Origin of the sequence: Bacillus cereus group sp. MYBK14-1, assembly GCF_051916885.1 — a bacterium.
Taxonomy (GTDB): Bacteria; Bacillota; Bacilli; order Bacillales; family Bacillaceae_G; genus Bacillus_A; species Bacillus_A cereus.
The window spans coordinates 1-13,453 of sequence record NZ_JBQAHM010000013.1; the positions used below are offsets into that span (position 1 = coordinate 1).

Consider the following 13,453-nt stretch of genomic DNA (forward strand, 5'->3'; position numbering starts at 1 on the left):
TCAATATCAAAAATGAAGCAATACGCCTATTGGCGTTAGCATAGATAGCAATAAAATAACCCTTGGAACAAGGGAGTTAGCTCGGCTGTCTTAGGACGAATTCGTTAGCTACCAAAAGTAACGACTAACCGAGAAGCCCCCACTTCAAACAGTCCGTTAGGACGTTAAGTGGCGGGTAGTTCACAAACAGCTCTTTATAATATCCTTTGTGAAAATTTTACATAATCATACATTTAGGTTGAACTTGAGTCACTTCACCCTTTAAACATGTAACAGAATAAGGAAATCAATCATAGAAGTTAGGATTTAGTTAATATAGATCCGCCTATTACGACTATTAAAAGCATCACAAAAAACAGGATTTTTTTATCCAACCTCTTTATTTACAACTACAAATTTAGACCTCTTCCTCTTCTTTACTATCTTCTTTTCCTCTTCCCTCATACTAATCACTGACTGTGAACTACCCGCCACTTAACGTCCTAACCAACCATCTATCTCATTTGCGGTGTACACTATCTCCATTCCTGCCATAGCACTACCCCACCTCCTATAAGGAAAATTCAATACGCCTAGTTTCTTTTCCGTTTCTAATAAGTTTGCTTGCTACATCTTATTAACTTCTTATATTCTAGTCCAAAAATAAAATATGAAATACATAAGCATTTTATCGCCATCTCTACAAATGCTAATGATGCAATAGGAACGATAAAAACGGAAGGTTTCGCCACAACTAGGATCAGTGCACCCACCGTCCATATAACACAATGATTGATTATAAAAAAGAAGCTATGTTGAAGATTCTTCAACATAGCTTCTCTACATTTCATTATTATCGACTAAATCTAAGAGCTGTTAGAGTATTTACTCCTTGTACAAATAAATTAGGATTTCCTACAGTTACTCGAACTTGGTATCTAACATCAAAAAGTTGAGTTGTTGGAACATCTACATGTGAAAAAGGAGTTTGGATTTGATCATCATCACCCTCATTATCAATTTCAAATACTTGTGTATAAATGACCTGAGGTGTTCCTGATAATGGAGATGTTCTTGTAATAGTTAATGTAACTGTTGAAAATACATTGTTATTGTTATTTAGACTGACGATACCACTCAGCCATACACGGTCCCCTGTATTTATTTTATCAAAATTTACTGTTAATATTGTAAGTGGTGCCGCTGGAGCAGGAGGAACAAGTATAGGAGTGGTAATTAATCTTTCGTCATATTCAAATTCAATAGATTCTTTATTATGGCTATGACAAGATGAACCTTTATAGTACTTGTAATCGCCTTCACCACAAGATGAACTTTTATAATATTTGTATTTTCTATCATAATAGCTTCCTATTGTAATCACCCTTTCTAAATTAGAATATATAATTCTATATAATTTATTCATGCAAAAAAAAATAGATTGTACTATATCCTATTGAATCTATAAAGGTTTCAAAATTTATATAAAAGGTGCGATACTCTGTCATTTGCAATTCAAGACTTCTAAATGAGTTTTAATCAAACCTTATTTCAAAATTACATAAACAAGTAAACGTGGATTAAAGAAAAAAAGAGTAAGGAGTGAATTGGTTGTTCACTCCTTTGAATTATAAACATAGAGGTCCGTTTAGCTTTGAATTAAAAATTGATAAAAAATTGCTTTAAGCCTTATTTAATAAAAAATGTCAGGAATTAAGTAGCATAAAAAACTTTCATGTATAAGTTTCTGAAATGAGTTAGTAGCGAATTGTTAACCAATATCATTTATTGCTTTCAATGAATATCAATTTTCATTTTTTCTAGCGCCTGTATATGCCCATCAAGATACTATATTGAAAACACCATAACAATTTAAACATATTATTTCACTTTTTGAATGAGTAATTTTTTAGATTGAAAAAGAAATAAACTTTGTTCTTTTCTTTTTATGTAAAATACTCTAGCTTTGCATTAGGAAAGAACTGTTTCATATATGAATACAGATATTTTTTTATATCCTCTTCTTCCTTTTGATAAATGTATTTTCCAATTCCCCCCCCATTTATATCTTCTTTTCTCTTAATCTAATTCAAATTTTGTCATCGGATAGTTTTTTTTATCACTCTCTTAGCTGATTTTGTAAAACGATGTTGAATAAATTCAAATGTTTCTCCAGGCTGTAGTTGCTTCAAAATCTGTTTCACATCAATTTGTATATGTTCCGATTGTTTCTTAATTGTACCGTTTTTAAAGTATTCTGGGTTTGGATTTTTCACATATACATTCGTGTTTAATTTCAAGCGAGAAATATAGTATGTACCTCGTTGATCCATTTGATCTAAGTTCTCCAATAAAAAGCAACCCAAATCGCGAATACATAACTCTCCTGGTCGTAAGGTATCTAAGCACTCCGTACCAAATGTTTTGTCATTATTTTTGCCAGGTCCCACTTGAAAATCAAGAAATTTTCCACTATGTAAATCATATTGATACCCGCTGTTTAAGCCCATCTTCCAGAGCCTGGATATATATTCTCTAAAGCATTTGGCACTTGAAATACGGTGGCATCTAGGATACGGATTCGCTCAAAATATGAAACAACTTGATTTTTAAACGACTCTATTGTTATATCTTTAAGTACAGTGAAGTATCTTATATCGAAAATTAAATAACTATATTTTAACCCCGTTCTAAATTTAGAACGGGGTTATGCTTGTTTTAGGTTTTAAAATTAAATAACTTGATTGTCTTTTTACAATAAAATCTTTCTACACTTTTTTATTACTTAACTAAATCTAATTTCTCTTATTTAAATTTCTAATTACCTTATTCAAAATTAAAAAGAAACAATATATTACACATTTTATTATGAACAAGATTATCATTTAATTTACCATAATATTTTAACTATACAGTCTATATACAATTAATTCTTTTTAATAAATCATTTCTTATTTTAGATTTTCTTGTTTTGGCACGATTTTAATAGATTTCTTACTAATCCGTATAAGCATGCCAAAAGAGAGAAAGATAAAAAAACAGCCAAATAGAGCAAATACAACGGTAGGCTTAAAATGTGCTAATAATAATCCCGAAACAATTGGTCCGACAGCCATTCCCATATATCTAATAAAGTTAAACATTCCCATTGCACTTCCCCTATTATGTTCAAATTCATTTGCAATCATAGTAGCAAATAAAGGAGTGAGGATACCAATTGATATTCCGTGGAGAATTAAAGCAACTGTTACACCAATTAAAGTATTCGAGTGTGTCACAGCAAATAATATAACGCTCAAAGCTAAGACTACATTTCCAGTTATAAAAAGCTTTTTTTGTGAAATTTTTGATTGAATTGTTTTAAAAGTCATGCTGCCAGTTATTAAACTAATAGCCATTGGTAAGTAAAGTAAACCCACTACCTGTAAACTTAATTGATAATGATCAGTTAATAAAATTGGTAAGTAAACAATGAAGGAGAAATAAAGAAAAAATGCAAAGAAACTTAATATTAATATGGAACTGCCCACTTTGCTTTTAAATATAGAAGCATAGTGAGATATAAGTGTTTTCCCACTCAATTCTTTTTTACTTCCTACACGATCCTTAGGGAAATATATCCAATTAGTTATAAATAGAATTACAGATACTGCTACAAGTAGCCAGAAAACACCTGGGTAATTATATTTTTCCCCAATAAAACCTCCTAGCACAGGTGCAACAGCAGGAGCAATGGATAACATGGTTTGATATGTACCCATTGCACTTCCTCGTTGTTCTCCTTGAAATACAGTACCAATTGTAGTCGCAGCAATAAGTGGTATTGCAGCTGTCCCTACAGCCTGTAAAATTCTACATATTAAAAATACTGTAAAGTTACTTGTAATTGCACAACCAATACTCGCTATAATTGTTAAAATAATACTCGGAATAAGAATAGTCCTAGCACCTTTAAAATCAATTATAGAACCAAAAACAATTTGCATAATTGCCGTAATAAAAATAAATATGGAAACGGAAAGGTTAACCATTGTTATAGATACTTGGAATGAATCCCGAATTATGGGGATTATTGGAGAATATATATTTTGATTTAAAGAAGCGAAAAAAGCACTAATACACAACAAATATAAAAGAAAAGAAGCACTTGATTTAACACGGTTCATGCTATCCCTCCTAAAAGATTATTAATAATTAGCTAATTTATTTAAGTTATAATAAATTTATTTCCCCAACATTTTATCGTTTATATTTTGTAAAAACTTCAATATTGCGTTTTGTTCAATTTCAGAAAATGAATCAACGAACTGATAAAATTCATTTTCTTTCTGGTCATGAATTTTCTGATGTAATTCACAAAGTGATTGTCCTGCCGGAGTAAGTTGATAATATACCTCCTTTTTGTTATCAACTGACTGAAAACGAGTGATTAAATTTTCTTTTATTAATTTGGTGTTAATTTTTGTGATATTCGCTTTAGATAAATTCATTTTCCTTGCAATTGTAATGTTATTTATTGGTTGATTCTCACCAATACAGGCAATTACGTGTATACTTGTCATATTTGTCGGTACATGTTCTATTTCTTCCATTTTTGCTTGCTTAAAAAAAGTCTCAATATCCTTATCTGCCTTTTGTTCATTGAGATGTAACAAATGTAGATAATTATCGTAAATTTTCTGTTTTATGCCCTTATTCATTTAAATGTTTCTACCCCTCTTTGTCTATTTTGTTTTTTGTTTACCGGTAAACTATTTTGATTTTATATCCTCATTTAGCAATTGTCAATTGCCAAGTTCGAATTTAACTAATTATGTAAGAACCTTTAATGTATCTGTTTTTCATAATTTACCCTAATAAAGCCCTATTATATTAAAGAGTTAGTTTCAATACATAAAAGTCTTTTTTTAAATTGTTGACCTAATTATTGTTTACTGGTAAACTTTATATTGTTAACCGGTAAACAATAATTCTAGATAGGGGAAATTATTATGACAAATTTTGTCCATGAACAAACCTTAAAAGCTATTGAAGACTTTGTCATAACAAGAGAAAAGAAAAAATATGCATCTCAAGAGATGATAAAAGAATTAGTTAGTGAATATGAAAATATAAATAAAAATTGGACTCTAACGCAACTACATATTGTTTCGGTTATACATGAGAGTAAACAACAAATGAATAACACTCTATTATCTATGGAACTTAATATTTCTAAAGCAACCATCTCTAAAGCTATTCGCGTTCTTATTGATAATAAAATTTTATTGACGCATCAAAATACAGATAATAAGAAGGAAATCTTTTATACTTTAACTGATAAGGGAATACAGTTAGCCATTGTTCATAAAAAGTTACACAAAATTGCACATGAGCGTTACAGTGAGTTATTCCAACAATTTAATGATTCCGAGTTACAAGTTGTAACAAAATTTTTAGAAGCATGGAAACAATGTATTTAATTTTTTGTTATATCAGCTTAGAAGGCATATATGTTGATCTTCTCATAAAAATAGAAAAACTAAGGGGTTTTAGCCCCTTAGTAAAAATTGAATTATATTAATAACTAAAATAGCCATGTTTTTTTAAACTAACTTATCAAAAAGAATAGGCATGGAAATAGGTCCACGTGTATAAAGTCCTTTTTCAACATATTGAAAATCTTCTTCTAATTTAATATTTCTCATATTATCTAAGACTACATTTACAACTATTTCAATTTCTGATTTCGCAAACGCTGCCCCTACGCAATTATGAATACCTGATCCGAATGCAAGATGTCTTGCAGCACCACTAAATGCCTTTTTAATATCAAGATCCGGACGATAAATGTTGAATTCATCAGGTCTTTCAAATGCATTAGGGTCACGGTTCGCTGCACCAATCATACAAAATACTGTAGTTCCTTTGGATAGTTGGATACCACTTATTTCCGTATCTTTTGACAATTGACGTGGGATCAATTGCACTGGTGGATTGTAACGTAAAGTTTCTGCAATAGCTAATGGTACTAATGAACGATCACTTAATACATCTTCCAGTTGTTTCGGTTGGTTAATTAAATTATAAATTAATAAAGCAAGAGTCTTATCACCAGGTTCTGTTGCAGCTAATAATATATTTAAAATCAATGCTAGAATATCAGTATCAGTCATAGCTATTCCTTCATATTTTGCACTGCATAATTTAGAAATTAAGTCTTCCTGTGGGTTTAATCTTCGCTCTTTAATAATTGGTTCTAAATAATTAGCTAACTGTTCACTGCACCAAAGAGAATGTTTTTTTGCCTCTGGTGGTTGATTTATACTGGTAATAAAGTCAGCTACACCGCTATGCCATTCTCCTATCTTCTTATGATCTTTCTTATCTAATCCAATCATATCCATTGTTACATAAACAGCAAATGTTCTGCCAAAATCATTAATTAAATCTATCTTTCCATTTGGAAGGTGTGGAAATAGTAAATCTTCTGCATTCTTTTTAATTAAAGGCATTAATTTTTGTAAAGCATCTCCCATAAAACTTCTTAAAACAATTTTTCTTTTCGCAACATGCTCTTTTCCACGCATTTGTGCTAATACTGGTCCACGCATTACTGGTTCAGCACGTTCAGCTAATGATTTTGTTGTAAATGTTTCAGTATCGTTCAATATATTACGGACATCTTGATATCTACTAATAAAATAACTATCAATCTCAGGTTCATAATGTACTGGGTCATTCTGACGTAGGTATGAAAAATACTTATATGGATTTTCTTGAAATTCCTCTGTTAATATATTTACCGTTTGCATAGTATTTGACATATTACTTCCCCCTTGTATTAGATACTTACTATTTGCTAAGATAAATCTTCCAATTCTTGAACCATTAAATATCCTTGATTTGGTTTCATCTTAATAGAAAAATCATTTCGAACTATCTGTTGACCAAGCTCCCATGGTTTATGATAAATAAGTACAGCTTCTTGAGCTCCTAAAATTTCAGCTCCGCCAATGAAAAATGGGAGTTCTGCAATTACATATTCTACTGCAATATTTAGCATGTCATTTGATATTTGATCAATATCTATATTGGTACCCCTTGCCCTACCTAAGATGGCTGCATGTGACATTTCTAAGCAAGCATTTCGAAAATCAGTTTCGCTTAAAAAAATATGTTCTGCTTCTGCTCTCATGCAGCTATATGCATTGTTGTCATTAAAATCAGAAAAAGTATGGATAGCGTTTACATTACCACCATGCTCTTTAAGTGCCTTTTCAGCTGATCTTCTATTTCGAGATACTTCTTTCCTAACTTTTCTTTCCGCTTTACCTTTTGGTGTTCCTAGAGCCTCAAGTAAATTTGCAGCTTCTTTTCCAGCTAATAAAACACTAACATCATCAAAAGTATGTAATGCCCATTCAATGAGTCTATTAATATATTCATCAGAAAATCTACTATTAAACGGACTAATACCTATTATTGCATGCTTACTACGTTTTAATATTTCAGCACAATTAGTAGATAAGGGTTGAGAACTAAACTTTCGTACATTTCTTAACGCTATAGCATTCGTCATATAATCATCCCTTTATTTTTTTATCAATATAAACTATTTTATTAATTATTAGTGATTGAGAATACATCGCACTACATATATTAAGAGATAGAAAAAGTTACTAAATATGAATACTAAATAAAAAGCTACTTATAATGTTCACCGGTGAACAAAAATAATTCTATATCGCAAATGTTTATTTGTCAATATAGATTATTCTGAAAAATAACTAAAACAAAAAACTTATATTTTTATACACATTTTTGTGAACATTTAAAAAATTATAATAAAAATAATACAAATGTTTAAACATTATACATGCATTGCAGTTTGGATAGATTAGATAATTTCACAAAAATAATTTATTATTTTTCTATATTTTTAATTGTACCTAGATTAAAACTGAGCAGTATATAAATACAAAGTTAATTGCTTTCTCCGTTTTCCGAACTAAGCGATTCTCTGTATAACGAAAATATATTCCGTACTTTTTTATTTAACCACATAATAAATACATTTATTACTTTAAGAATATTGTAGTTTTTCATAAAGTTTGTCCATATTCTAACTCTGTACAAAAAATACGAAATTTTAGTTTTTATATTTTTTTAAAACCTTGATTTTTATAAGAATCTACATATTTATTTAATTTTGGATCCCTTGAGGAAATGTAAATATATTACACGGATCATACTCTTTATTTATTTCCTTTAAACGTTCGGAGTTTTCTCCATAGTAAGCGTACATATAATCTTTTAATTCGCTATAGGGAAAATTTATAAAGGAACCATTTGTAATAGTTTTTATATAGCTAAATCGCTGTTCAACCCATTTAACATTATCTTTTTTAAACATAGGCTCTTCCCATATAGATTGAATCCCCAAAATATAGTGAGCATCCCGGTAAAAAAATGCTGTATCGTTCTTATTTATATCATTTACTTTGCCCCCAAGAGCATAGAGGCTTATTGCTGCAAAGATACTGCCCCTTGGTCTCTCCTGAATAAGATGGATTATATTTTCAATTTCCTGATCATTATAATATCTATGGACAAATCTTCCTGTAGATTTAAATTGTTCTGATTTAGGATAAGATGCTTCAATTTTTTTCATTGCATCTAAAAAGCCAATATACTCCAAGTTAGTTGTTCCTCCCTCTATACAAACTAATGATTGCAAAATATCCCTTGCTTCTTCTGGAGTTCCGTAAAATATCCCTCGTCCATATATGGCTAATCCTTCGTTAGCAGAGTTATATAAACTAACCCCAAGTGTAATCCTATAATCCAGGTCCACTAACCATTTTTGCCATTTCTGTAAGAACGCTCGCTGTATTTCTGGTGATGCTTTGGGCCAATATACTTCAATTAATGTAATTTTATCGACTTTTGGAGGTATTTTAAATGTCATTGAAACAATAACACCAAAGTTCCCACCACCACCTCCTCTACAAGCCCAAAATAGATTGCTATGACATTTTTTATTCGCTACAATTAACCTGCCTTTATAGTCTACTAACTCAATTTCTATTAAACTGTCACATCCAAGTCCAAAATTTCTACAAGAATATCCCCAACCGCCTCCTAATGTGTATCCTGATACTCCCACAGTAGGGCACGTACCTCCTGGAAAGGGATACCCTTTAGAGGAGATAAAATCATAAACTTGTTCATTTCTGGTCCCCCCCTGTATTTTTAATGTCTGTTTTTTTGGAGTAAATTCTAGACGGTCCATTTTACTAATATCAATAACAATAACGTTATTGCCCACAGAATATCCCTCATAATGATGGCCACCTGAACGTATGCGAATATCCACTTGTTTTTTCCTTGCCCAAATAATTGCATTGCTTACATCATACTTTGTATAGCAATAAACAATAATGAGTGGAAACTTTTGTACAGAGCGATTCCATTCTTGCCTCGCCTTTCCATACTCACAATGTGATTTTGTAACAACTTTCCCTGTTAGTCCGTTGAGATTCAATTTATACATTATTATAAGCACCTTCCATTTCAAGATAGAACCTATCATTTTTATAACTAGTGTATGTTACTGTCATATATAAGTGATTTTCAAGAAAATAATCATCAACGGCATTCTAAATATAAAAATATTAGGTTTATTTGAACGTCTGCCATAAGATAACTCTTAGTACTTGATTAAGTTCCATTGCTTTGCATAACTTATATCTATGCCCCTTAAATAAAACATATTAAAATATCCAAATAAACAGAGTATCCATTCACCTAAAGTGTTAATTAATGTTCCAAAAGTGCATATTGATCTGCGAAACATTCTAAGCATTTTGGACAGATATACAATTGTAATCAACTCTTTCTTTTTTATATAATTTTTATCTTTATTGCATTTCCCTGAAATATATGAATCAATATTAAAATCCCTCATATTTCCGACGTACAATGAGCTTCAATAATTACCATAAATCCCCTTAACATTCCTCCTCATTTATTTTAAAAAATTGCAACAAAACTATTTCTTAAGCCAATTCGCATCCATCTCCCACCTAAAATTCATGTTTCAAACTTTCTCATTTTCGAAGAAGGACTCTTCTTCCAGAAAATGCTGAAATTTTAACATCGGCAAGAACTAGCGACATCCTACCTGTTTAGAAAATATATCCTTAATTATTCCACTTCTTATATATCATTATTAAACTATTACAAGCATCAGTTAATTAACTGATACTTTTTCAACAATTGGCTTTGCTTGTTCTTTTAGAGTAGTTTACCCTTTCCTAACAACAAACAAGACACCACCCATATCAGAGCCTCATTCACTCTTGTAGGATTCGAACTATCCCCTTATTTACAACATAAGGTATTTAAGAATGGAATTGGAGGTTTGAACATGAATATCTATTTTAATAACTACAATACATTCTATAGGCAAAATCCAAAATTAATTAGCAACATTGAAAAATCTATTAATGGGGAATATAGTGCCATTAATTGTTATGCTAAACTGGCTAATCTAGCCCCATAAGGGAACGAAATCAAATTCTCGAAATCCGGCAAGATGAAATAAAGCATTTCCAACAATTTGTTCAAATTTATGTCAGCTTAACTGTTCAACAACCTCTACCAAAAACAACTGAAGTTTGTCCCGATACTTATTTGAATGGATTAGAGTTCGCATTACAAGATGAGCAACGTACATTTGATTTTTATCTAGAAATCTCAGATGATACAACCGATACATCCATTAAAGAAACATTCCGTAGAGCAGCAGCGGATGAACAAAACCATGCCGTTTGGTTCCTATACTATTTTTTCAAATCAAGTACTAGATAGCCTATTCAAATTTTCACTTTACCAATTAAAAAGAGAGCATCCACGCTTCTGGATGCCCTCAATCTGATTTAGATATTTCTTCTAGGTATTACAAAGGACTCAAGGGCTCGTCCTATTACAATATATGATTGTCCTGATCAAAAGACTAATTATTAATTCAATTATCATAGTACTAATCGCATTTTTTCAAAATTAATCTAAATAAATATATTTTAAATTGTTAAAAAACAAAAAACTAAAAAATAACAATCAATACTTATAAGTTCTATAAAATGCTGGTGAATTGAAATTCACCCTAAAGTTTCTTCATAATTTCTATGAGTTCATAGAAAATAACGGTAATAAATAATAAATATAACTTTTTTGATATATACTCCAAATACTATTTTATTTATAACTAAGATATAAAGTACTACCTATCCCCTCTCAATTTAAGAAATATTAATATCCTTAAATACAAAAACGTTATCCTTTCTAAACATGTAAATTAGAAAGGATAACGTTTTTCAAAATTATTAAATTCAGTATAGTCTAAGCCAAAACTTTATAGATTTATGCCAGTTAATTGTCTGTCAAATCAAATGAATCCGGAAAAACACAACGCCTGTAAAGAAAAATCCCTAATAAATCTTATTTTGGAGATTAGATGGATTATACATATAAACGTTTCAATACTTGTTTCATTTCTAGTTTGGTATTAATGCTTGAACGCATTTTTTTGCTTTTTGTTCCGCTTCTTTAACGGCTCCAATTGTATTTTTAACAGCCCCTATTAAACTAATAATTTCTCCATGGTAGGCGCATCGATTACTGTATGGATTAATGGAAGCCCAACCAACGATATAAGACTTCTCAAAATAACTAACTGTAGAGAAAGAGAATTTTCATTTAGGGGGTACTTTTATGCTAGAAAAAAGGCTTATCAAGTTGAGTAGCTCGAAAATTAAATTAGGATAATCCGTAAGTATATGCTAGACTTGGTTTACCATTTGATTTACTATTTTCATGTCCTTTACGAGTGGGGGTTCTTTGTTTCACAGAAAAAAGAAAAGCAGACTCCCATAAAAGAGCCTGCCTTCCCTTCTTTGTAAAATTAAGAAGCTTTACGTACGTTTGAAGCTTGAGGTCCACGTTGACCTTGCTCCACATCAAAAGTCACTGCTTGACCTTCTTCTAAAGTTTTGTAACCTTCACCTTGAATCGCTGAGAAATGAACGAATACATCGTCTCCACCTTCACGTTCGATGAATCCGAAGCCTTTTTCGCCATTAAACCATTTTACATTACCTTTTTCCATTTGTATTGCCTCCTAGTGTGTAAACACACACAATGTAATACTATCCTTGCTCTCAGTGATTATAAAGGTGAAAAGTTACAAATCCTTTACACCGAACAAAAATAATTCATTTTAATAATAACATTTTTTGTAATAAATGTCAAGGTGAAGAAAAGACATTAAGCTCACTATTTCTTTATGATAATCATTGACGTATATGGTCTGTGTGTGTAGCAATGGAACAAAATCACACAACAAACACTAGTGGACATTCATTTTAAGGATTATTTCGTATATTAGTGGACATAAAATAGCTATTTTGAATGACTTGATGTCCACTAATGCTTGTTGCTTTATCCTGTTCCATTGTTATACATACCCCTGTTAGAAAATGAAACTTTATTCGATAGCCGTAAGTTTCGTGAAATGTGTGACATGGGTCAGTTGATTGAAGATCAATTTTTACTTTTGCTTTCCTAAGTTGCAGATCAAGAGCGTAAAAAAATCCATCAGCGACGAGCAGAAGGGATTGCTGTAGCTAATTTAGGACGTCCTCAGGTGAACCTTTCAACCCTAAGCAAACAACAATTGCATATGATAGAAGAAACTTATTATAAATGGAAAATTGAGGGAATAAAGTAGGATCTCTCTTATTAGAAATCCTACTTTTTCTTTGGTTGTAAGAATCTTGATATTTTTTGTATCAGAGTAGTATTATGTATATCCAAAAAAATAAAAGACAACTCCAATTAAGAGTTGTCTTTTTGTGTAATAAAATCCCCAAAATATGAAAATATACAAACGAATATAATACGTTATGGTTGATATTATAACAAAATCGAAGAGTATTGAAAATAAAAAGAATTTTGTAGTGATTTTTTAAGGTTTTAGTTAAAAAAGTCTCGAAAATAAACCTTTTATAAAGGTTTATTTTAAATATGATTATTGTATTTCGAGGGGTTCCTTATAAATCTTAGCTATATATTTTACAAAATCAATGACGGGATAGTGTATGAGTGAACGGTGCTGCATAAAACGAACCCCTGCTTTTTCCATTTTTGAAATGAGTTGTTCAACTTCCAACTCTTTTTGTTGTATTCTATTATAATTTTGATATACAATGTTTTTCCATTGATAGGAAGAGCCGTGAAAATAACTCTCTCCTTTTACCCTGTGACTAAATATAATTTCTATTTTTTCTCTACGTTGTTTTTCCTTCATATGAGTTTCCGTTGACTGCATGTTTATCGCCTCTTCCCTTTTTTGTTTTATAACAAAATTTGGTCTAACTTACCATACATAGTCAATGTACATTGTTCTAGTTGGGATTTGTCGTTTAAGACG

10 protein-coding genes and 3 pseudogenes are annotated in these 13,453 nt (G+C 30.8%); 3 read left to right on the forward strand and 10 right to left on the reverse strand.

Annotated elements, in window-relative coordinates; genetic code table 11:
- Positions 1–832 precede the first annotated feature (832 nt).
- The 5 genes and pseudogenes from ACTFR3_RS24705 to ACTFR3_RS24725 form a co-directional block, all read right to left on the reverse strand.
- On the reverse strand, positions 833–1,363 hold the full coding sequence (locus ACTFR3_RS24705; protein WP_440044883.1) for a hypothetical protein: 531 nt from the start codon (positions 1,361–1,363) through the stop codon (positions 833–835).
- A gap of 562 nt (positions 1,364–1,925) precedes the next feature.
- The gene (locus ACTFR3_RS24710) at positions 1,926–2,063 is read right to left on the reverse strand and encodes a spore photoproduct lyase family protein (RefSeq protein WP_440044944.1); all 138 of its coding nucleotides are present in this window, start codon (positions 2,061–2,063) and stop codon (positions 1,926–1,928) included.
- A gap of 66 nt (positions 2,064–2,129) precedes the next feature.
- Positions 2,130–2,587: pseudogene (locus ACTFR3_RS24715) on the reverse strand (transposase); the annotation flags it as partial.
- A gap of 343 nt (positions 2,588–2,930) precedes the next feature.
- On the reverse strand, positions 2,931–4,145 hold the full coding sequence (locus ACTFR3_RS24720; protein ID WP_440044884.1) for an MFS transporter: 1,215 nt from the start codon (positions 4,143–4,145) through the stop codon (positions 2,931–2,933).
- A 57-nt stretch (positions 4,146–4,202) separates the two neighbouring features.
- Complete coding sequence (locus tag ACTFR3_RS24725) at positions 4,203–4,679, reverse strand: MarR family transcriptional regulator (RefSeq protein ID WP_044585258.1); 477 nt, start codon at positions 4,677–4,679, stop codon at positions 4,203–4,205.
- A gap of 291 nt (positions 4,680–4,970) precedes the next feature.
- On the opposite strand from ACTFR3_RS24725, the gene ACTFR3_RS24730 reads away from it, so the two are divergent.
- Entirely contained in the window at positions 4,971–5,441 is a 471-nt protein-coding gene (locus ACTFR3_RS24730) for a MarR family transcriptional regulator (RefSeq protein ID WP_048530229.1), read from the forward strand.
- A 123-nt stretch (positions 5,442–5,564) separates the two neighbouring features.
- Here ACTFR3_RS24730 and ACTFR3_RS24735 read toward each other — a convergent pair whose 3' ends face one another.
- From ACTFR3_RS24735 to ACTFR3_RS24745, 3 genes are all read right to left on the reverse strand, one after another.
- A complete protein-coding gene (locus tag ACTFR3_RS24735; protein ID WP_440044885.1) occupies positions 5,565–6,785 on the reverse strand; it encodes a cytochrome P450, cyclodipeptide synthase-associated in 1,221 nt (406 codons plus the stop codon).
- Positions 6,786–6,820: 35 nt separating this feature from the next.
- On the reverse strand, positions 6,821–7,540 hold the full coding sequence (locus ACTFR3_RS24740; protein WP_409532428.1) for a tRNA-dependent cyclodipeptide synthase: 720 nt from the start codon (positions 7,538–7,540) through the stop codon (positions 6,821–6,823).
- 624 nt (positions 7,541–8,164) lie between these two features.
- Positions 8,165–9,514, reverse strand: coding sequence for an FAD-dependent oxidoreductase (locus ACTFR3_RS24745; RefSeq protein ID WP_440044887.1), 1,350 nt, complete (start codon positions 9,512–9,514; stop codon positions 8,165–8,167).
- Between the two features lie 876 nt (positions 9,515–10,390).
- Between ACTFR3_RS24745 and ACTFR3_RS24750 the strand changes: the two are divergent.
- A pseudogene (locus ACTFR3_RS24750) lies at positions 10,391–10,833 on the forward strand (ferritin-like domain-containing protein).
- A 1,093-nt stretch (positions 10,834–11,926) separates the two neighbouring features.
- Here ACTFR3_RS24750 and ACTFR3_RS24755 read toward each other — a convergent pair.
- A complete protein-coding gene (locus ACTFR3_RS24755) occupies positions 11,927–12,130 on the reverse strand; it encodes a cold-shock protein (protein WP_098536551.1) in 204 nt (67 codons plus the stop codon).
- A 354-nt stretch (positions 12,131–12,484) separates the two neighbouring features.
- Here ACTFR3_RS24755 and ACTFR3_RS24760 point away from each other — a divergent pair.
- Positions 12,485–12,733, forward strand: a pseudogene (locus tag ACTFR3_RS24760) (recombinase family protein); the annotation flags it as partial.
- Positions 12,734–13,051: 318 nt separating this feature from the next.
- Here ACTFR3_RS24760 and ACTFR3_RS24765 read toward each other — a convergent pair.
- Positions 13,052–13,351, reverse strand: coding sequence for a hypothetical protein (locus ACTFR3_RS24765; RefSeq protein WP_098281721.1), 300 nt, complete (start codon positions 13,349–13,351; stop codon positions 13,052–13,054).
- Between the last annotated feature and the right edge of the window lie 102 nt (positions 13,352–13,453).

Excerpts from the sequence above, each read along its gene's own strand:
- ACTFR3_RS24720 (WP_440044884.1), bottom strand. The coding sequence starts at position 4,145 with ATGAACCGTGTTAAATCAAGTGCTTCTTTTCTTTTATATTTGTTGTGT.
- ACTFR3_RS24725 (WP_044585258.1), bottom strand. The coding sequence starts at position 4,679 with ATGAATAAGGGCATAAAACAGAAAATTTACGATAATTATCTACATTTG.
- ACTFR3_RS24730 (WP_048530229.1), top strand. The coding sequence starts at position 4,971 with ATGACAAATTTTGTCCATGAACAAACCTTAAAAGCTATTGAAGACTTT.
- ACTFR3_RS24735 (WP_440044885.1), bottom strand. The coding sequence starts at position 6,785 with ATGTCAAATACTATGCAAACGGTAAATATATTAACAGAGGAATTTCAA.
- ACTFR3_RS24740 (WP_409532428.1), bottom strand. The coding sequence starts at position 7,540 with ATGACGAATGCTATAGCGTTAAGAAATGTACGAAAGTTTAGTTCTCAA.
- ACTFR3_RS24745 (WP_440044887.1), bottom strand. The coding sequence starts at position 9,514 with ATGTATAAATTGAATCTCAACGGACTAACAGGGAAAGTTGTTACAAAA.
- ACTFR3_RS24755 (WP_098536551.1), bottom strand. The coding sequence starts at position 12,130 with ATGGAAAAAGGTAATGTAAAATGGTTTAATGGCGAAAAAGGCTTCGGA.
- ACTFR3_RS24765 (WP_098281721.1), bottom strand. The coding sequence starts at position 13,351 with ATGCAGTCAACGGAAACTCATATGAAGGAAAAACAACGTAGAGAAAAA.